Genomic DNA, 20,588 nt, shown 5'->3' with positions numbered 1-20,588 from the left:
GGCCCGGGATCTCCCGGGCCTTTTCTTTTGTCGCGATCGTGACCTATGTGCCGCCTGCGATGCCTTACTTGGCGACGCGATAGATCGGATACAGGTTCAGCGCCGGCTCGGCCGACGCGTGGCGCTGGGCGAAGAACGCCAACCGCTGTCGCGGGCTGGCGGCAAACGCCGCATCGCTGTCCAGGCGCTGCTGGAACGCCTTGGCCACGGCCGGGTCGCGTAGCTGTTCGCGGGCCACTACTTCTGCCACGTAGGCTTCCATGTATTCCTGCTGCTGGAAGCTGCTGTTGAACATGCCCCAGGCGAGTAGCGAATCCGGGCCCAGCGGCTCGAACAAGGTCACCACCAGGCGTGCCTTGGGTTGCGTGATCGGCACGAACAGCGAACCGACAGGCACCGTGCGCGACTCCGATGCCCACTGCCCGGTCACGGTTGCGCGCTGGCGGCTTTCGAAACTGGTCGCGGCCAGCTTGGCGGTGTCCGCATGGAACACTTCCACCGGCGCCTCGGCACGCGCCGCTTCCAGCCGCTGGTACTGCACGCCGTGGAGGTCGAGTATCGCGACCACTTCGGCCGCATAGGCGGCCGGCACCAGGTAGCCGCCGCTGGGCGCATCGGCCGAGACGGTCGGCACGACCTTGTCGTACAGCGGCACTTTCCAGACCGTGGGCTTGGTGTCGTCGTACTGCGTCCACACGCCGCCCGACACGTCAGATGGCGTCTGGGTGTAGGCGTAGCCGAGGAAGTCGATGGTGCGGAACGTGTCGCCGGCCTTGAAGTCCAGCGGCATGTGCAGCGGCGCGCCGCTGCTGGCCAGCGCATCGGCCGCCTGCGCCTTGCGCAGCCAGTCGGCGCCATCGCGCGCGGCCATCGTGGCCAGGTCGATGATGGTGTTGCGCGAGATCTCCACGCGCTGGGCGTAGGTCTTCCAGGAGTGGGTTTCCAGCAGGATGCTGTAGCGGTTGCGCAGCTGGAAATAGCCGGTGGAAAACCGCGGCGAATACACGTTGTCGGCAAAGCCCGAGGCCGGATCGTCGCGCTCCAGCAGCGAGGGATAGAACGGCAGCGGCTTGGAGCCCTGCTTGCGCAGCTGGCCCAGCAGGCCATCGCTGATCTGCTGGCCCAGCGCCATCAGGCCCGGATCTCCTTCATGCAGCGGCTCCATCTGCACCGAGGCGTCGTGCTGGAACTTGGCGCCATCGGTGGTGTGGATATCCAGGGTGACGATCGGGTCCCAGCGGTTGACCAGGTCCAGCATCGCCCGCGTCTCGGGCGCATCGGCCTTGATGTAGTCGCGGTTGAGGTTGAGGTTCTGCGCGGTGGCGCGCTGGCCCATTTCGGCCGGGCCGATCTGGTTGGGCCGGTTCCAGGCGCGGAAGCGTTCGTGCCCGTCGACGTTGTAGACCGGCACGAACACGATCACGACCTTGTCCAGCACCTTCGGTGCGACCTTGCCTTCCAGCATCTGGCGCAGGGCGATGAAGCCGGCGTCCTTGCCCTCGATCTCGCCGGAATGGATGCCGCCCTGCACCAGCAGCACCGGCACATCCTTGCGGCGCGTGTCGTCGGCAGTGAGCACGCCGGTGCGGCTGACCACCATCGCCAGCATCGGCCGGCCCTCGGGCGAGGTGCCGAAGGTTTCCAGCCGCACCGCCTGCGGATAGGCCTGCGCGAAGCGCTCGATCAAGGGCTGCAGCTCGGCATAGCGGCCAGTGCTGACAAAGCGGCTGCGTTCGCCTTCGGTGACCAGCGCGGCATCGCCCTTGGGCGCGACGTTGGCGGCAATCGCGCCGGGCGACATCAGGCCCAGCAGCAGCGGAAGACACGGCCATGCAACACGTCCAAACGCACCCAATTGAGCCACCGCTGATCTCTCCAGAAATATCGTGGTCGAACGCCGCCAACCGCCGCTCGAAGTCGGCGTGCCGCTACGTCACTGGTTTCCCCTGCCCCGAGCATAGGCCGCGTGCGCGATGCAGGTAAAGCCGCGCGTTGCCGACACGGCCGCGTGCTTTTTGGCTATGTTGCAGGGCCACCGGCTTCAAGCCCGCTGCGTCGCCTGCCACCTGCAGCGCAGGCGGTCTGGACCCGGCGTCGTTCGCCCCCGCCCTTCCCCATCCAGGAGTGACCATGAAGCACGCCGTGCTTGCGCTTGCCGTTTCGCTGTTGCTGTCCACCGTTGCTTCCGCCCAGGCCGAAGACCTCAGCAAGGCCAAGGCGCTGCAGCAGCGCATCATCACCCTGGACACGCACCTGGATACGCCGGCCAATTTCAGCCGTCCGGGCTGGAGCATCCTGGATCACCACCACGCCGATGAAGACGGCACCCAGGTCGATTACCCGCGCATGCAGGAAGGCCTGCTGGATGGCGGCTTCTGGGTGGTCTACACCGGCCAGGGCCCGCGCACGCCCGAAGGTAACCTCAAGGCCCGCGACTTCGGCCTCAAGCGTTTGGCCGAGATCCGCGAGATGGCCGCGGCCAACGCCGACAAGTTCGAGATCGCCACCACCGCCGACGACGCGGCGCGCATCAAGAAGGCCGGCAAGAAGATCGTCTACATCAGCATGGAGAACGCCTATCCGCTGGAATCCGATCCCAGCCTGCTGAGCGCCTATTACAAGCTGGGCCTGCGCATGCTCAGCCTGGTCCACACCAGCAACAACGACTTCGCAGATTCCTCCACCGACCCCAAGGGACCGGAATGGAATGGCCTGAGCCCCAAGGGCAAGGCGATGATCGCCGAGGCCAACAAGCTGGGCATCGTGCTGGACCAGTCGCATGCCTCCGATACGGTGTTCGACCAGATGCTGGAACTGTCCAAGGCGCCGATCATCCTGTCGCATACCGCCGCCGACGCGGTCAACGAACACCCGCGCAACATCGACGACGCACGCATCCGCAAGCTGGCGGCCAAGGGCGGCGTGATCCAGGTCAACTCGCTCAGCGCCTACATCATCCCGACCCAGCGCACGCCCGAATACCAGGCCGCCGCACGCGGGCTGATGACCCAGTTCGGCGGCCGCAGCCCGCGCGAGCTGACCCCAGCCGAGTTCAAGCAGCTCGCCCAGCAGCGCGAGGCGCTCAACGCCAAATTCGGCGTGCGCCGCGCCACCTTCGACGACTACATGAAGCACATCCTGCATATTATCGAAGTCGCCGGCCCCGACCATGTCGGCCTGGGCGCTGACTGGGATGGCGGCGGCGGCGTCACCGGGCTCGAGGATGTGTCGCTGTTGCCCAAGATCACCCAGGGCCTGCTCGATGCCGGCTATACCGAAGCCCAGATCGCCAACGTCTGGGGCGGCAACGTGATCCGCCTGATCGGCCAAGTGCAGGCGGCCGCCGACCCGGACGCGGTCAAGGCGATCCTGGACTGACAGGCGCGCAAGCCGCAGCGTCATGACAGCGACACGCCAGTGTCATGACCCGCGCCCACAAATGTGATGCGGCTCGCAGGTCGCGGCTTCGGCGACCGGCTGTCCATCCAGTCACTTCCACGCAGGCGCGGGCCAAAAGCCCGCGCCTGCGTGGTTTTCCGGGCCTGCAACGGGCCTCGGGACACGCCGCCGGTCACAGCGTCATGACGCTGTAACAAAAGCATCATCCAATAGCGTCACCTGCTGGCTCGCGCCGGCACATTCTGGAGCTGTTCGATGAACCTCAAGCCGGCCCGCGTGGCCCTGCTGTCCCTGTCCGTCGCCCTGGCCGTCGCTGCGTGCAGCAAGCCCGCCGACCAGGCCAACAACACGGCCACCCCGCCCGCCGATGGCACCGCTGCCGCTGCACCGGCCGCGCAGAATCCCAACGCGGCCCAGGTCTCCGGCGCTGGCGCGTCCTTCATCTATCCGCTGGTGTCCAAGTGGTCGTCCGACTACGCCGGCACCACGGGCAACCAGGTCAACTATCAGTCGATCGGCTCGGGCGGCGGCATCGCCCAGATCAAGGCGGGCACGGTGGATTTCGGTTCATCCGACAAGCCGCTCTCGTCCGATGAGCTGGCCCAGGCCGGCCTCGGCCAGTTCCCGTCCGCCATCGGCGGCGTGGTCCCGGTGGTCAACCTGGAAGGCATCGAAGCCGGCAAGCTGCGCCTGACCGGCGAGCTGCTGGCCAACATCTTTCTGGGCAAGGTCACCATGTGGAACGACGCGGCCATCGCCGCGGCCAACCCGGGCGTGAAGCTGCCCGATGCCAAGATCAGCCTGGTCCACCGCTCGGACGGCTCGGGCACCAGCTTCAACTTCACCAACTACCTGTCCAAGGTCAGCCCGGAGTGGAAGGACAAGGTCGGCGAAGGCACCTCGGTGCAGTGGCCGGGCGGCGTGGGCGGCAAGGGCAACGAAGGCGTGGCCTCGTATGTGAAGCAGATCAAGAACTCGATCGGCTACGTCGAGCTGGCCTACGCGCTGCAGAGCTCGATGCCGTACACCTCAATGCAGAACGCAGCCGGCCAGTGGGTCGAGCCGAGCGCCGAGACCTTCGCCGCCGCGGCCGAAAGCGCCGACTGGGCCGGTGCCAAGGACTTCAATCTGGTCATCACCAACGCGCCGGGCGAGAAGGCGTGGCCGATCACCGCCACCAACTTCATGCTGATGCACAAGCAGCCGTCCGACGCCAAGCGCAGCGCCGACACGTTGGCGTTCTTCAAGTGGGCCTTCGAGAACGGCCAGAAGCAGGCCGAAGAACTGCACTACGTGCCGCTGCCGGCGCCGCTGGTGACCCAGATCGAGGCGTACTGGGCTTCCGAGTTCAAGTGACGCAACGGCGCGCCCGCGGTTCCGCGGGCGCCTTTGCCGTTGCGTCATCCCCGCGAAAGCGGGAAGTGCTTTTCCACAGCCGAATGGCTGGTCATCCAGGGATGTTGCGGTTGCTGTTGCCTCGGCTTTTCCAGATGAAGCATCAAAAACAACGTCCCTGGGTTCCCGCTTTCGCGGGAATGACGATTGAAAGCAAGTCCATAGATCCCCGCCTGCGGGGATTACGACCTGAAAGATGGCATTCGACGCGAAGGCAGGGCGCTCAAAACCCTTCCCCGCACGACGCACTGAAACATCCCGGCTGCACGCTTCCCGCTTCCCTTCCCTGGTCCTCATGCGAGCGCACCGCACCCCATGAACGCAGCGACGCTTCCCGCCGCCAGCTCTACCCGTGACACGCGCGATGCGCGTGCCGACCGCATCTTCCGCTGGATCCTGGTAGGCACGGTCATCTTCGTGCTGGCCGCGCTGGCCAGTGCCGCCCTCTCCATGCTGTGGGGTGGCCGCCACGTCCTGCTCGACCAGGGCCTGAACTTCATCACCTCCAGCGAATGGAACCCGGTCGAGAACAAGTACGGAGCGCTGGCGCCGATCTACGGCACCCTGGTCACCGCGCTGATCGCGATGCTGATCGCGGTGCCGGTGAGCTTCGGCATCGCCTTCTTCCTGACCGAAGTGGCGCCGCGCTGGCTGCGTGGCCCGATCGGCACGGCCATCGAACTGCTGGCCGGCATTCCCTCGATCATCTACGGCATGTGGGGCCTGTTCGTGCTGGTCCCGATGATGACCGAGTACGTGACGCCCTGGCTCAACGACACCCTGGGCGAACTGCCGGTGATCGGCCCGGTGTTCCAGGGTCCGCCGCTGGGCATCGGCATCCTGACCGCGGGCTTCGTGCTGGCGATCATGGTCATCCCCTTCATCTCCTCGGTGATGCGCGAGGTCTTCCTGACCGTGCCCACGCGCCTGAAGGAATCGGCCTACGCACTGGGCTCGACCAAGTGGGAAGTGAGCTGGGACATCGTCCTGCCCTACACCCGCTCGGCCGTGATCGGCGGCATCTTCCTCGGCCTGGGCCGCGCGCTTGGCGAAACGATGGCCGTGGCCTTCGTGGTCGGCAACAGCGTGTCGCTGTCGGTGTCGCTGCTGATGCCGGGCACCACCATCGCCGCGCTGATCGCCAACGACTTCGGCGAGGCCACCGAGACCTACCGCTCCGCGCTGCTGCTGCTGGGCTTCGTGCTGTTCGCGGTGACCTTCGTCGTGCTGGCCATCGCCCGCTACATGCTGCTGCAGCTCTCGCGCAAGGAGGGCAACTGATGTCCGCTCCCGCCCTCTACCTGCGCCGCCGCGTCGTCAATGTCGTCGCCCTGTTGCTGTCGTGCGCCACGGCGATCTTCGGCCTGATCTTCCTGGCTTGGATCCTGTGGACCCTGATCGCCAAGGGCATCGCCGGCATCAACCTCAACCTGTTCACCATGAACACCCCGCCGCCGATGCAGGACGGTGGTCTGCTCAACGCCTTCTTCGGCAGCGCGGTGATGTGCGTGCTGGCGATCGTGATCGGCGCGCCGCTGGGCGTGCTGGCCGGCACCTGGCTCTCGGAGTATGGCAACGCCCGCAAGGCCGGCACCGTGGTGCGCTTCGTCAACGACATCCTGCTGTCGGCGCCGTCGATCGTGCTGGGCCTGTTCGTCTACGCGATGGTGGTCTCGGTGATCGGCTTCTCGGCGCTGGCCGGCGCGATCTCGCTGGCCTTCATCGTGCTGCCGGTCGTGGTCCGCACCACCGATGAAATGCTGCGCCTGGTGCCGCCGCAGATGCGCGAGGCCGCGCTGTCGCTGGGCGTGCCGCAGTGGAAGGTCACCATGCAGGTGCTCTACCGCAGTGCTTCGGCCGGCATCATCACCGGCATCCTGCTGGCCCTGGCCCGCATCTCCGGCGAGACCGCGCCGCTGCTGTTCACCGCCTTCGGCAACCAGTTCTGGAGCACGAATGTCTTCCGCCCGATGGCTTCGGTGCCGGTGGTGATGAACCAGTTCGCCGGTAGCCCCTATGAATCCTGGCAGACCCTGGCCTGGGCCGGTGCGCTGGTGCTGACCGTGTTCGTGCTGCTGGTCAGCCTGGGCGCGCGTTTCTTCCTGCTGCGCAACAGGATCTCCAATGACTGACCTATCGATGGATCCCACCATGAACGATGTCCAGCACTCCGCCCCGACACCACGCCTGACGCCCGTCACCACCGACCGCGGCGTGCTGCCGCCGGCCGACGTGAAGCTGGAAGCCCGCGGCCTGGATTTCCACTACGGCAGCTTCCACGCGCTGAAGAACATCAACCTGCAGATCCCGGAAAAGCGCGTCACCGCGCTGATCGGCCCGTCGGGCTGCGGCAAGTCCACGCTGCTGCGCATCTTCAACCGCATTTACGCGCTGTACCCCAAGCTCAAGGCCAGCGGCGAAGTGCTGCTGGACGGCGAGAACATCCTCTCGCCCAAGTACCCGATGAACCGCCTGCGCAGCAAGGTCGGCATGGTGTTCCAGAAGCCGGTGCCGTTCCCGATGACGATCTTCGAGAACGTGGCCTACGGCATCCGCCACCATGAGACCTTGAACAAGGCCGACATGCGCGACCGCGTCGAGCATGCCCTGCGCCAGGGCGCGTTGTGGGACGAAGTGAAGGACAAGCTGGGGCAAAGCGCGCTGGGCCTGTCCGGTGGCCAGCAGCAGCGTTTGTGCATCGCGCGCGCCGTGGCGCTCAAGCCCGACGTGCTGTTGCTGGACGAGCCGACCTCGGCGCTGGACCCGATTTCCACCAGCCGCATCGAGCAGCTGGTCGAGGAACTCAAGCGCGACTACACCATCGCCATCGTCACCCACAACATGCAGCAGGCCGCGCGCGTCTCGGACTACACCGCCTTCATGTACCTGGGCGATCTGATCGAACACGACGTCACCTCGACCATCTTCTCGCGTCCGTCCAAGCAGCAGACCGAGGACTACATCACCGGTCGATTCGGGTGAAGAACGCGCTCGTCGGGCGCCAGCCGGCGCCTGACGCGTTCTGAACGCCTGGCCATGGACGGCCAGGCCGGCGTTGAACGAAGCCCCGATGTCGCGCCATGGATGGCAGCAGCACCCCACAACGCAAGCCGCATCGCCCCGCCACGGATGGCGGCACACCACTCAAAGCACTCCACGCTTTCCAGGACCTCTCATGCCTTCCAACAACCTCCCGCACGAACACATCGTCAAGAGCTACGACGAAGAGCAGCGCCGTCTGGCCGGCGAGATCCTGCACATGGGCGAGATCGCCGTGGCGCAGCTGGAAGCGGCGATGGACGTGGTCGACCGCCGCGACGATCGTGCCGCCCAGCGCATCATCGCCAACGACGAAGCCATCGACGCGCTGGAATCGCAGGTCAGCCACGACGTCATGCAACTGGCGCTGCGCGGCCCGATGGCGCGCGACCTGCGCGAGATCCTGGCCGCCCTGCGCATCCCCACCGACATCGAACGCATCGGCGACTACGCCGCCAACGTGGCCAAGCGCTCGATGGCGCTCAACGCGCTGCCGCCGGTGCCGCATGCCACCGGCCTGCGTGCGCTGGGCCAGCTGGCCGCGCAGCTGGTGCGCGATGCCATGACCGCCTACCGCGAGAACGATGCCGAGCTGGCCGTGCAGGTGCGCGAGCGCGATGCCGAGCTGGACGCGCTGTACACCGCGCTGTTCCGCGAGCTGCTGACCTACATGATGGAAGACGCGCGCAACATCACCCCATGCACGCACCTGCTTTTCATGGCCAAGAACCTGGAGCGCATCGGCGACCACGCCACCAACATCGCCGAGAACGTGTGGTTCCTGGTGCGGGGCGACAAGCCGCTGCCGCCGCGCGACAAGCGCGACGAAACCTCGTTCACCGGCGCGCTCTGACACGCGTGCGGAAATGCGGGATGTGAAGCCACATTTCGCATTGCTGACTCGGGGCCACGGGCGGTAATAAAAATTACCAGGCCGTTCATGTTTATCGGCGCAACCTGCTTGCGAGCCCGGGATCTCCGGGCACTCACCGCAACAAGGAGAAACGCCATGAAACGCATGTCCACTTTTGTCCTGGCCCTGACCCTGGCGGCAAGCGGCACCGCGATGGCCGCTCCGCAGCATCACGATGATCGCCATGACGATCGCCGCGGCCCGCCGCCGGGCCACCATGACGATGGCCCGCATCATTACGCCCGTGGCGAACGCCTGGGTGACGGTCATCGCGGCGAGTACGTCCGCGACTATCGCAGCCACCATCTGGCCCCGCCGCCGCGCGGTCATGAGTGGCGCCGGGTCGACAACAACTACGTGATGGTCGCCGTCGCCACCGGCATCATCACCAGCGTGATCGCCGCCGGCCGCTAACCGTCGCAGGCGAGATCGGAAACAACGGGCGCGTCCTTCGGGGCGCGCCTTTTTCGTGCGCAGGCCGGCGATGGAAGCCAGCGGTTTGAGCCTGTCTGCTAGGCTTTCGCCCATGCAAGACACCTCCGCGACACCCTCGCCCGCCGCCTCCCCGTCCGTTTCGCCCATGGCCCGCCGCTTCCGCGGTTTCCTGCCCGTGGTGGTGGACGTGGAAACAGGCGGCTTCGACTGGAACCGCCACGCCCTGCTGGAAATCGCCGCGGTGCCGATCGACCTCGACGACCAGGGCCGCTTCATCCTCGGCGACACCTCGTGCGCGCACCTGGAACCGGCGCCGGGGCTGGAGATCGATCCCAAGTCACTGGAGGTCACCGGCATCGTGCTGGACCATCCATTCCGCCTGGCCAAGCCGGAGAAGGACGCGCTGGACCATGTGTTCGCGCCGATTCGTGCGGCGGTGAAGAAGCATGGCTGCCAGCGCGCGATCCTGGTCGGCCACAACGCGCACTTCGACCTGAATTTCCTCAACGCCGCGGTCGCGCGCACCGAGCACAAGCGCAATCCCTTCCATCCTTTCAGTGTGTTCGACACGGTGACGATGGGCGGCATGGCCTATGGCCAGACCGTGCTGGCGCGCGCTGTGCAGGCCGCCGGCATGGAGTGGAATTCGGAAGAAGCGCACTCGGCCGTGTATGACGCCGAGCAGACCGCGCGGCTGTTCTGCAACATCGCCAACCAGTGGCCGCGCCCGCGCGGCACCGGCAGCTGACGCCTTAATCCGGCACCGGCGCGGCCACCGGCGCCTGGTTGCCCAGCGTCGCGCCGGCCGAGGCCGCCACCACCGCCGCGATCGCCAGCCACTGCAGCGGACGCAGTTGCTCGTGCAGCAGCACCATCCCGCACAGCGCGCCCAGCGCCGGCTCCAGGCTCATCAGCATGCCGAAGGTGCGAGTCGGCAGCCGGGTCAGCGCCATCATCTCCAGCGAATACGGCAAGGCCATCGACAGCACCGCCACGCCCAGCGCGGCCGGCAGCAGTTCGGGCGCCAGCAGCGCGCTGCCGGCATGGGCCACGCCCCAGGGCACGGCCACTACGCAGGCGATCGTCGATCCCAGTGCCACGGTCTGCGCGCCGTGCTCGGCGCCGGCTTTCTGGCCGAACAGGATGTACAGCGCCCAGCACACGCCGGCCCCCAGCGCGCAGGCCATGCCCAGCGGATCCAGCGACGTTTGCGCGCCCGGCCACGGCACCAGCAGCAACAGGCCGCCGATCGCCAGCGCCGCCCAGAGCAGATCGCGCGCGCGGCGCGAGCCCAGCACCGCCACGGCCAGCGGACCGGTGAACTCCAGCGCGATCGCGATGCCCAGCGGCACGGTCTGCAGGGCGATGTAGAACAAGGTGTTCATCACGCCCAACGACAGCCCGTAGCCCAGCAGCATCGGCCAGGGCAGCGCACGCCAGTCCAGCTTCCACGGGCGGAACACGGCCCACAGCAACAGCGTGCCGATCCCCAGCCGCAAGGCGGTCGCGCCCGTTGCCCCGATCGCCGGGAACAGGCTCTTGGCCAGGCTGGCGCCGGCCTGGATGGACACCATCGACACCAACAGCAGGGCCACCGGGAACAGCACGGAAGAGGAACGCGAGGACGACATGGGCAGACCCGGAAGACTGGAAGCACAGGAGCCTGCGCACTATATTGCGCAGAACCGCCAGTCTAGCGAGGTGCAATATAGTGCGCAACCCAGCGAATCCGCTTCCGTGAGCGTGCTCGAGCACGTCGCCGGCAACCTGCGCCGGCTGCGCCAGCAGGCCGGCCTGAGCCAGCAGGCGCTGGCCGAGGGCGCGCAGGTCAGCCGGCGGATGCTGGTGGCGATCGAGTCGGGCGACGCCAATGTCAGCCTCAACACGCTGGACCGGCTGGCCGAAGCGCTGGGCGTGCAGTTCGCCGACCTGCTCAAGGCCGATGCCGGCGGCGACCAGTCCCGCGTGGATGCGCTGGCCTGGCGCGGCGCGGACCCGCAATCGCGCGGCGTGCTGCTGTCCAGCGTGCCGGCCGCACACCAGGTGGAACTGTGGCAATGGACGCTGATGCCCGGCGAGCGCTATCGCTCCGGCGCCGACCCTGAGGGCTGGTGCGAACTGATCTACGTGGTCGAAGGCCGGCTGACCCTGGAGCAGCACGGCGTCACCCAGCACGTCGAGGCCGGCGACCATCTGGTCTTCCCCAGCCACGCCGGCGACTACGCCTACTGCAACGAGGGCGAGGCACCACTGCGCTTCGTCCGCAACGTGGTGCATTGAACGCGGCCACAGCCTGACATCGGCAAGCGTGATGCGCTGGATCTGGCGCGCCGGCGCCAGCCTGGCTCAGTCGTGCTCGATGCGGTCGCGGCCATTGCGCTTAGCGCGATACAGCAGGCGATCGGCACGCTGGTAGAGCGAGGCCGGCGAGACATCGCCGTCCTCCAGCTGCACCAGGCCGGCGCTGAAGGTGATCTGCAGGCCATCGATGCCGCCCCACCCCGCCTGTCCGTGGAACAGCTCCCGCAAGCGCGCGCACGCCTGCGCGGCCTGCTCCAATGCGGTATCGGTGAACACCAGGCAGAACTCCTCGCCGCCGCTGCGCGCCGCCATGTCGGCATCGCGCGCATGGCGCACCAGCAGCGCACCGACCTGCTTGAGCACCACATCGCCCACGCCGTGCGAGTACTGGTCGTTGACCTTCTTGAAGTGATCCACGTCCAGCATCGCCATGCACAGCGGCTGGCCGCCCCGGCGCGCGCGCGCGATCTCCTGCTCCAGGCGCTCGTCCAGCGCGCGCCGGTTGGGCAGGCCGGTGAGCACGTCCTCGCGCGCCTGGCGTTCGAAAGCCTCGGACTGCAGCAGCAGCTGATGCAGCAGGCCGGTCTTGTCGCGGTCAGCGTCGCGCAGCTGCTGCGCCTGCACCTGCAGATCGCGGGTGCGCTCGTCCACCAGACGGGTCAGGCGCTTGGTGCGCGTCTGGTAGCGATGCACGCGATAGCGATACAGGCCGAACAGCAGCAGCAACAGCAGCGCGCCTGCCGCAGCCTGCACGCTGTGGCGCTGCCACAGGAACGGCGCGATGCTGAAATGCAGCACCGCTTCGCGCTGGCTCCACGGGCCATCGGGATGCGCCGCCGAGACATGCAGCGTGTAGTCGCCCGGCGGCAGGCGGATGAACTCCACGCTGCGCTGGCGACCGCGCCTGACCCATTCGTTGTCCAGGCCTTCCAGGCGCGTGCGGTACTCGGTGCGCTCGGGCAGCAGGTAGCTCAGGCCGACGTAGCTCACGCTCAGGCGATGGCCGCCCTCCAGCTTCAGCGCCGGCGTATCGCGCCACGGCAGCGGCAGGCCATCCTGTTCGACATCGTCGATCACCACCGGCGGCGACGGGCGCTCGCGGAACCACTGCAATCGCCGCGGATCGACCGTGGCCACGCCGCCGGCCGTGGCCACCCACAGCGTGCCGTCCTCGCGCACCACCGCGGTCGGGCCGGAACTGCCATTGGCCTGCGAACTGGCCATCCCGTCCATCTCGTTGTAGCCGGTCATCACCACGCGCGGCTGCAGGCCATCTGCCACGCGATCGAGACTGGCCAGGTCGGTACGCAGCACGCCGCGATTGCTGGTCAGCCACAGGTGGCCATCGCGATCGGGGATCAACTGGAACACCGCGTCCACCGGCACGCCCTGCTCCAGCCCCACGCGCGCCAGCTTACCGCCGCGCACGCGATACAGGCCGCGGTCGGTGCTCATCCACATCGCATCGCCCAGCCGGATGAAGCCGAACACCGTGCGCCCACCGCCGAGCGCTTCCAGCGGCAATGATTGAACCTGGTCGCCGCGCAGGACCAGCGCGCCTTCGAGCGTCCCGACCCAGACCGCGCCGGCTTCGCTGTAGACCGCCGTGGTCAGCGTCTGCGGCACGCCGGGCGGGCTCACCACCCGATCGCCGTCCACGCGCGCCACGCCGCGCTGGGTCGCTAACCACACCACGCCGTCGAGGCCGACGCTGACACCACGCACGGTGCCCGCGGCCAGACCCTGCTCCGCGCCGTAACGCTGCACGGCGCCATCGGGTGCGCGGCGATACAGGCCGTCGTTGGCGGTGCCGATCCACAGCGTGCCGTCGCGCTGCTGCGCCAGGCTCAGGACGGACGGCGGCTTGCCGGTGCTGGTCGGCAAATCGACATGGCTGATCCTGCGCTCCGGCCCGATCCGGTCCAGCCCGGTCGAATTGCCAACCCACAGGTCGCCGCCCACGTCCTGCAGCACCGCACGCACGTAGTCCGAGCCCAACCCATCGCGCGCGGTGGTGTTGGTGAACAGCGTTTCGCGCAGGCGGAACAGGCCGCCATTGGCGCCGACCCAGACGCTGCCCTCGGCGTCTTCTTTCAGGCTGGTGATGCGGCCGCGTGGCAGCGGCAAACCGGAGGACAGATGTTCGATCCCGTACTTGCCGGCGCGCAGCACGCCGATGCTCTCGGTGCCGATCCACAGATCGCCGTGACGATCTTCCAATAACGCAGTCAGGCGGCCTGCGTCGGGCAACTGGTGGACCATGACCAGCGCCTCGCCTTCCAACCGATACAGGCAATCCTGCGCCACCACCCACAGCGTGCCGTCCGGCGCCATGTACGGCCAGGCAAAGCCCGCCGGCAGCCCGTAGTCCTTCGAGGCCGCATGCACGGTGCCATCGGGGTCGCGGATCACCAGGCCTTCATTGCTGCCCACCCAGATGCGGTCGCGCGCGTCGATCACCATGCGTGTGTACGCGGTGCGTAGCGGCGAATCGTCCTTCGGCGCCTCGTACAGCGTGCGCCCGTCGGGCGTCAGCTGGGCCAGGCCGCGGCCTTCGAACAGCATCCACAGGTTGCCGCGATGGTCCATCGCCATCGCTGGGATCAGCACCTCGGGCACGGCGGCCGGACGCGGCCAGATCTTGAGCTTGCCGTCAGGCGTATAGCGGCTGACGTTGCCGCGCGAATCGCTCAGCCACAGCGCGCCTTTCGGATCGACATACAACCCGCCGATGCCGTTGTCGGCCAGCGCCGGCCGCGTGCTGCGGTCGAAAGTGGTGAAGTCCAGGCCGTTGTAGCGGACCAGCCCTTCCCACGTGGCGAACCACAGATAACCGTCGGCGGTCTGGGCGATGTCGCGGATCGAGTTATGCGGCAGGCCGTCGCGCGAGGTCCACAGGTCGATGGCGTAATCGCGCAGCGGCGGCGAAGGCGCCAGCACCGCCGCACGCGCAGGCAGTGGCGCCAGCCACGCGCCGAGCATCAGGACGCCCGCCATCCACACGCACAGGCACGCGTGCAACCACCGCAGCGTCATCGGCTGCGGCGCGTGGTGTCTGTCATGCGTGCGTCCCCCGACCCGCATCTGTGGTGTTCCCCTGGGCGCGGACTACAGGCCGCGCTGGCGGACCGCCTCGAACAGGGTCACGCCGGTGGCGACCGAGACGTTGAGGCTCTCGATATCGCCGGGCATCGGGATCTTGACCAGCCCGTCGCAGTGTTCGCGGGTCAGGCGGCGCATGCCGTCGCCTTCGCCGCCCAGCACCAGGGCGATGTTGCCCTTGAGGTCGAGCGAATACAGCGAGGTCTCGGCCTCGCCGGCCAGGCCGTAGATCCACACGCCGAGCTTCTGGATCTCGCGCAGCGCGCGCGCCAGGTTGGTCACCGCCACCACCGGCAGGCGATCGGCCGCACCGGCCGAGGTCTTGCGCACGGTGGCGTTCAGACCGACCGACTTGTCCTTGGGAATCACCACCGCGGTCACACCCGCGGCGGCGGCACTGCGCAGGCAGGCGCCGAGGTTGTGCGGGTCCTGCACGCCATCGAGCACCAGCACCAGCGCGCGCCCTTCGGCCGCTTCGATCAGGGCGGGCAACTCGGATTCATCCCAGGTCTTGGCGGCGGCGTAGCGCGCGGCCACGCCCTGGTGACGCACCTGGCCACCGACGCCATCCAGCGCCTGGGTGTTGACCTTGCGCACCTCGATGCCCTTGCGGCGCGCGTTTTCCTCGATCTCGACCAGGCGCGCGTTCTTGCTGCTGCCGTCGATCAGGACTTCGCGCACGTTGTCGGCGTCGTTGTCGATGGACGAGGCGACGGCGTTGACGCCGACGATCCATGAATTCTGCTTGCTGCTCATTGCATCTTTGACTTGTCAGTGGCTTGCGGAACGGGCGACGACAACCATGGCGGCCGCCGTCGCCTGCATCGGATGTTGCTCAGTACTTCTGCTTCTTGCGCTTGGCCGGGAAGGCGCGCGGCACGTCTTCGCCGGCTTCGGGCTCGCCTTCGACGCGCTTTTCGACCAGGCGGAAATCGATCTTGCGCTCTTCCATGCTGGCCTTCATCACCTGCACGTTGACCGCATCGCCCAGGCGGAATTCGGTGTCGCGGCGTTCGCCCGAGAGCGTCTTGCGGATCGGATCGAAGTGGTAATAGTCGTGCGGCAGCTGGGTCACGTGGACCAGGCCGTTGACCTTGGACTGATTCAGTTCGACGAACAGGCCGAAACTGGTCACGCCGCTGATCACGCCATCGAAGATGCCGCCGACGTGCTGTTCCATCCACGCGGCACGGTAGCGCTCGTCGACCTCGCGCTCGGCCTCGTCGGCCCGGCGCGCACGCTCGGAACACTGCAGCGACAGCGCGGCCATCTCGCGCGGCGAATACTGGAACTTCTCGGCCTTGCCGCCGGTGAGCGCGTACTTGATCGCGCGATGCACCAGCAGGTCGGGATAGCGACGGATCGGCGAGGTGAAGTGCGCGTACGCATCCAGCGCCAGGCCGAAGTGGCCAGCGTTGTCCGGCGTGTAGACGGCCAGGCTCTGGCTGCGCAGCAGCACCGATTCCAGCAGGGCCACATCGGGACGCTGGCGGATCTTCTTCAGCAGCGCGGTGAAATCGCGCGGCTCGACCTTGCTCCAGGCCGGCATCGACAGCTTGAACTCCTTGAGGAATTCCAGCAGATCGGCGTACTTGGACTCCGGCGGCCGCTCATGCACGCGATACGGCGCGGGGATGCCCTTCTCCAGCAGGAAGCGCGCGGCCTGCACATTGGCTGCGATCATGCATTCCTCGATCAGCTTGTGCGCGTCGTTGCGCACCTGCATGCCGGCCTGGGTGACTTCGCCACGGTTGTCCAGGACGAATCGCACTTCGCTGGTCTCGAACTCGATCGCGCCGCGCTTCTCGCGCGCCTTGGACAGCAGGCCGTACAGCTCGTGCAGGCGCTTGACGTGCGGCAGCACGTCCGGGCCGATCTCGGCCTGGGCCTGCGCGTCGTCCTCGCCCACGGCCTTCCATACCTGGTCGTAGGTCAGGCGCGCGTGCGAGCGCATCACCGCCTCGTAGAACTTGGCCGCGCCGATCTCGCCGTTCTTGTCCACCTGCATGTCGCAGACGAAACACATGCGGTCGACCTTGGGATTCAGCGAGCAGATGCCGTTGGAGATGGTCTCCGGCAGCATCGGCACGACGAAGCCGGGGAAGTACACCGAGGTCGCGCGCTTCTGTGCCTCCTCGTCCAGCGGCGTGCCGGGACGCACGTAGTTGGAGACATCGGCGATGGCCACCACCAGGCGATAGCCCGAACGGTTGCTGATGCGCAGGCCCTTGCGGTTGGATTCGCAGTAGACCGCGTCGTCGAAATCCTTGGAGTCGGCGCCGTCGATGGTGACCAGCGGCAGATCGCGCAGGTCGACGCGGCCGGCGATCATCGACGGCTCCACCGTCAACGGCACGGCGGTGGCTTCGGCTAGGACTTCGGGCGGGAATTCGTAAGGCAGCTCGTGGCCGTGGATGGCGGTCTCGACCACCAGCGACGGGGTCAGCTTGTCGCCGAGCACGGCGATGATCTTGCCGATCGGATCGCGACGGCCATCGGGCGCATGGGTCAGTTCCAGCACCACCAGCTGGCCATCGCGCGCATCGGCGCGCGCGTCCGGCGGGATCATGATGTTGCGCTGCATGCGCTTGTCGTCGGGTACCACGAAGCTGACGCCGGACTCCATCGCGAACCGGCCGATCAGGCGGTTCACGCGACGCTCCAGCACTTCGACGATCGCACCTTCGCGACGACCGCGACGGTCCATGCCGGTCACGCTGGCCAGCACGCGATCGCCATGCATGACCTTGCGCATCTCGAACGGCGGCAGGAACAGGTCGTCACCACCGGCCTCGGCCCGCAGGAAGCCGAAGCCTTCCGGATTGGCGATCACCACGCCGGCGACCAGGTCCATCTGCTCGGTCGGCGCGTAGCCGCCGCGGCGGTTGAGCAGCAGCTGGCCGTCGCGGACCATCGCGTTGAGGCGCTTGCCCAACGCTTCGAAACGGTCGGGCGCGGTGAGGTCCAGCTTGCCGGCCACTTCCTCGGCGGTCAGCGGGCCATCGCTGGCCGACAGCGTGCCCAGGATCACTTCGCGGCTGGCGATGGGCTGCGCATAGCGCTCGGCCTCGCGCGCGGCATGCGGATCGGTGAAGCCGGCCTGGCCCACCCCTTGCGCGGGCACCACCACGCGCGGCGCACTGCGGCCGCGACGCTCGAACGGCCGCGGGCCGCCCTGCGGGTTGTTGTCATGGCCACTGCGCGGCCCTTTGCGTGGGCCGCCGCTGCCCGGCTTGCCGCCCTTGCCGGAGGACGCCGCGGGTGCGGTCATCGACTCGGGCATCCACGGTGGGAGCTTGGACTTGCCGGCGCCTTTCTTGCCCCCCGTGCCCTGCGCTGCCTTTTTCGAGGCCGGGGCCTTGTCCGATGGGGGTTTGCGCCCGCCTGTTCCAGAGTTTTTTGTCATGCGCAAATGGTACACCCCACCGGCGTTTCCACCTTCGCGCAACGTTCGCGTTGACATTCCCCAGACCGCACTGCACCATACGCGCCGCTTGCCCAGGTGGCGGAATTGGTAGACGCACTAGCTTCAGGTGCTAGCGGGGGCAACTCCGTGGAGGTTCGAGTCCTCTCCTGGGCACCAAGACGAAGAAAAGACCCGCGAAAGCGGGTCTTTTTTTGCCTGCGATTTGGCCCGCGCAGCTGGCCAGTGTCGATGCAGGAAACGCACCCGACTTCACCGCCCGCACGTCACTGCACTCCGCAGCAGCGACGCACGCGCACTGCGTCGCCCGCCACGGCGACGCCAATGCAAAAAGTTTGAAAAAACATTTGACACCCTGCCGTCACATCCGCAGAATGCGCCCCCTGAGTCGCCCGGGTGGCGGAATTGGTAGACGCACTAGCTTCAGGTGCTAGCGGGGGCAACTCCGTGGAGGTTCGAGTCCTCTCCCGGGCACCATGACTCAGATGAAAAACCCCGCCGCAAGCGGGGTTTTTTGTTGCCTGCGATTTTTCGGACCATCGGGATTAGACCGATCGCGCAGGCCTCGACACGCAGCAAGACGCGGCGAACGCGCCCGCCTTCGCTTCTCCCGCGTCGCCGGCCAAGACACGGCGTTCGCGCGGCCCTGTGCGATAAGGTCCGCCGCAGTACTTCGCAGGTGACCGCCTTGGAACCCCAACAACTCCTGTTCCTGGCCATTCTGGCCGTCACCCTGGTGCTGTTCGTCAGCGAGAAGCTGCGCGTGGACCTGGTGGCGATGCTGGCGATGCTGGCCCTGGCGCTGACCGGCATCCTCAATCCGCGCGAAGCGCTGTCCGGGTTTTCCAGCGAGCCGGCGATCATCGTCGCGGCGGTGTTCGTGCTGTCCTCCGGTCTGGCCGCCACCGGCATCACCGACCGGATCGGCCATGCGATCGGCAAGGCCGCCGGCGGCAGCGAGTGGCGCACGATCGCGGTAGTGATGCCGGCGACTGCGGCGCTGGCCGCGTTCTCGCACCACCTGATGATCACCGCGATGATGCTGCCGATCCTGATGCGGTTGGCGCGCGACCAGAAGCTGGCGGCCTCGCGCCTGCTGATGCCGATGTCGCTGGCCGCCTCGCTGGGCACCACGCTGACCCTGATCAGCGCACCGGCCTTCCTGCTGGCCAACGACCTGCTCAAGCGCTCGGGCCAGGAAGGTCTGGGCTTCTTCGCGATCACGCCGATCGGCGCGGTGCTGGTGCTGATCGGCACGGCCTACATGCTGCTGGGCCGCTGGCTGGTGCCCAAGCGCAGCGGCGAGGCGTCCAGCGACAGCTACATGCGCCTGGAGCGCTACTACACCGAACTGGTGGTGGACGAGGATTCACCGTGGATCGGCAAGACCCACGGCGAGTTCCGCAAGAATTTCGAGGAACGCCTGCAGGTGGTGGACTGGCTGCGCCACGGCATGCGTCGCCGCAACCAGCATGTGGACAGCCCGCTGCGCCAGGGCGACGTGCTGCTGGTGCGCGCCTCGCCCGACGAGATCGCCTCGATCAAAGACGAGCCCGGCCTGTCGCTGCACGCTGTGGTCAAGTACGGCGAGCAGCCCAAAGAGGATGAAGACCGCAAGACGGACCTCCTCGGTGAAGAACAACTGGTGCAGGCCGTGGTCGCGCCCAACTCCGAGTTCCTGGGTCGCAGCGTGTCCAGCATCGATTTCCTGCATACCTTGGGCGTGGTGGTGGTGGGCCTGTGGCGCAAGGAAGGCTGGCTGCATGGCGAGCTGTCCGAGCTGAAACTGGAAGAAGGCGATTTGTTGGTGCTGTGGGGCCGGCAACAGACCTTCGGCAAGCTGGCCCAGCATCACGGCTTCCTGATGCTGATGCCGTTCGAGGCGCAGAAGCGCACCCGCAAGCGCGCGCCGCTGGCCCTGGCGATCATGGTGGGCGCGGTCGTGGCCGCGGCCACCGGGTGGCTGAGTCCTCAGATCGCCTTCCTCGCCGGCGCGGTGGCGATGGTGATCACCCGCTGCGTCGGCGTGGAGCGCGCCTACGAGGAAATCGACGTGCGCATCTTCGTGATGATCGCCGGCGTGATCCCGCTCGGCATCGCGATGGAAAAGACCGGCACTGCCGCGTGGTTCGCCAGCCTGCTCAGCGAGCACGCCCAGCACTGGAGCGCGCTGACATTGCTGCTGGTGATGTTCGCCAGCGCCGCGCTGCTGACCCAGATCCTGTCCGATGCGGCGACCACGGTGCTGCTGACGCCGATTGCGCTGGCCATGGCCACGGCGCTGGGCGAGCCGCCGACGCCGTTCGTGATGTGCATCGCGATGGGCGCGGTGGCCTCGTTCCTCACGCCGATCGGCCACCACGGCAACCTGCTGATCCTCAACCCGGGCCAGTACACCTTCGGCGACTTCCTGCGCGTGGGCGTGCCGCTGACCGTGCTGATCGCGCTGGCCACGGCCTGGATGGCGCGCTGGCTGTGGCTGGGCGGCCCGCTGCTGCCCTGGTAATTGATGCGATCGCGGCAAACGCCGGTGCCACACTAGGCGCCCCACGTTTGACCCACGCGCGCCACGCGGCCCGC

Annotated in this window: 15 protein-coding genes and 2 tRNA genes; 12 read left to right on the top strand and 5 right to left on the bottom strand. The window is 67.4% G+C overall.

The window, feature by feature from the left end; genetic code table 11:
- Positions 1-64 precede the first annotated feature (64 nt).
- A complete protein-coding gene (locus BMZ17_RS12985; protein ID WP_093138978.1) occupies positions 65-1,855 on the bottom strand; it encodes a M14 family metallopeptidase in 1,791 nt (596 codons plus the stop codon).
- A 275-nt stretch (positions 1,856-2,130) separates the two neighbouring features.
- Here BMZ17_RS12985 and BMZ17_RS12980 point away from each other — a divergent pair, with 275 nt between their 5' ends.
- The 8 genes from BMZ17_RS12980 (at position 2,131) to rnt (ending at position 9,929) form a co-directional block, all read left to right on the top strand.
- Positions 2,131-3,378, top strand: a complete 1,248-nt coding sequence (locus BMZ17_RS12980) for a dipeptidase (protein WP_093138977.1) — start codon at positions 2,131-2,133, stop codon at positions 3,376-3,378.
- A gap of 276 nt (positions 3,379-3,654) precedes the next feature.
- Positions 3,655-4,755, top strand: coding sequence for a phosphate ABC transporter substrate-binding protein PstS (gene pstS / locus BMZ17_RS12975; RefSeq protein WP_093138976.1), 1,101 nt, complete (start codon positions 3,655-3,657; stop codon positions 4,753-4,755).
- Between the two features lie 354 nt (positions 4,756-5,109).
- Positions 5,110-6,075, top strand: coding sequence for a phosphate ABC transporter permease subunit PstC (pstC, locus tag BMZ17_RS12970; protein WP_093138975.1), 966 nt, complete (start codon positions 5,110-5,112; stop codon positions 6,073-6,075).
- Complete coding sequence (pstA, locus tag BMZ17_RS12965) at positions 6,075-6,926, top strand: phosphate ABC transporter permease PstA (protein ID WP_093138974.1); 852 nt, start codon at positions 6,075-6,077, stop codon at positions 6,924-6,926. Before pstC ends, pstA begins: the two co-directional genes overlap by 1 nt.
- Before the next feature lie 19 nt (positions 6,927-6,945).
- Entirely contained in the window at positions 6,946-7,776 is an 831-nt protein-coding gene (gene pstB, locus BMZ17_RS12960) for a phosphate ABC transporter ATP-binding protein PstB (protein ID WP_093139730.1), read from the top strand.
- Positions 7,777-7,969: 193 nt separating this feature from the next.
- Positions 7,970-8,686 carry a phosphate signaling complex protein PhoU gene (phoU, locus tag BMZ17_RS12955; RefSeq protein ID WP_093138973.1) on the top strand — a complete coding sequence of 239 codons (717 nt, stop codon included), beginning with the start codon at positions 7,970-7,972 and terminating at the stop codon, positions 8,684-8,686.
- 156 nt (positions 8,687-8,842) lie between these two features.
- On the top strand, positions 8,843-9,160 hold the full coding sequence (locus tag BMZ17_RS12950) for an RcnB family protein (protein ID WP_093138972.1): 318 nt from the start codon (positions 8,843-8,845) through the stop codon (positions 9,158-9,160).
- Positions 9,161-9,272: 112 nt separating this feature from the next.
- Positions 9,273-9,929 (top strand): ribonuclease T, encoded by a 657-nt coding sequence (rnt, locus tag BMZ17_RS12945; RefSeq protein ID WP_093138971.1) that lies wholly within the window; start codon positions 9,273-9,275, stop codon positions 9,927-9,929.
- A gap of 4 nt (positions 9,930-9,933) precedes the next feature.
- Here the strand turns inward: rnt and rhtA are convergent, their stop codons facing one another.
- Entirely contained in the window at positions 9,934-10,812 is an 879-nt protein-coding gene (gene rhtA, locus BMZ17_RS12940) for a threonine/homoserine exporter RhtA (RefSeq protein WP_093138970.1), read from the bottom strand.
- A gap of 106 nt (positions 10,813-10,918) precedes the next feature.
- Between rhtA and BMZ17_RS12935 the strand changes: the two genes are divergently transcribed.
- Positions 10,919-11,461, top strand: coding sequence for a helix-turn-helix domain-containing protein (locus BMZ17_RS12935; RefSeq protein ID WP_217645796.1), 543 nt, complete (start codon positions 10,919-10,921; stop codon positions 11,459-11,461).
- Between the two features lie 66 nt (positions 11,462-11,527).
- Here the strand turns inward: BMZ17_RS12935 and BMZ17_RS12930 are convergent, their stop codons facing one another.
- From BMZ17_RS12930 to rnr, 3 genes are all read right to left on the bottom strand, one after another.
- Complete coding sequence (locus BMZ17_RS12930) at positions 11,528-14,479, bottom strand: ligand-binding sensor domain-containing diguanylate cyclase (protein WP_093139727.1); 2,952 nt, start codon at positions 14,477-14,479, stop codon at positions 11,528-11,530.
- A 111-nt stretch (positions 14,480-14,590) separates the two neighbouring features.
- Positions 14,591-15,340: a 23S rRNA (guanosine(2251)-2'-O)-methyltransferase RlmB gene (gene rlmB / locus BMZ17_RS12925; RefSeq protein ID WP_093138968.1), complete on the bottom strand. Its 750-nt coding sequence runs from the start codon at positions 15,338-15,340 to the stop codon at positions 14,591-14,593.
- Positions 15,341-15,419: 79 nt separating this feature from the next.
- On the bottom strand, positions 15,420-17,855 hold the full coding sequence (gene rnr / locus BMZ17_RS12920) for a ribonuclease R (RefSeq protein WP_093138967.1): 2,436 nt from the start codon (positions 17,853-17,855) through the stop codon (positions 15,420-15,422).
- Between the two features lie 225 nt (positions 17,856-18,080).
- Between rnr and BMZ17_RS12915 the strand changes: the two genes are divergently transcribed.
- The 3 genes from BMZ17_RS12915 (at position 18,081) to BMZ17_RS12905 (ending at position 20,514) form a co-directional block, all read left to right on the top strand.
- Positions 18,081-18,167, top strand: a tRNA-Leu gene (locus BMZ17_RS12915).
- A gap of 231 nt (positions 18,168-18,398) precedes the next feature.
- Positions 18,399-18,485: transfer RNA gene (locus BMZ17_RS12910), tRNA-Leu, on the top strand.
- A gap of 211 nt (positions 18,486-18,696) precedes the next feature.
- The gene (locus BMZ17_RS12905) at positions 18,697-20,514 is read left to right on the top strand and encodes an SLC13 family permease (RefSeq protein ID WP_175485577.1); all 1,818 of its coding nucleotides are present in this window, start codon (positions 18,697-18,699) and stop codon (positions 20,512-20,514) included.
- The last annotated feature ends 74 nt before the right edge of the window (positions 20,515-20,588 follow it).

Origin of the sequence: Pseudoxanthomonas sp. GM95, assembly GCF_900109775.1 — a bacterium.
In the GTDB taxonomy this organism is placed as follows: Bacteria; Pseudomonadota; Gammaproteobacteria; order Xanthomonadales; family Xanthomonadaceae; genus Pseudoxanthomonas_A.
The sequence above is the reverse complement of the archived record's forward strand: the minus strand, read 5'-3'. Positions and strand labels throughout refer to the sequence as shown.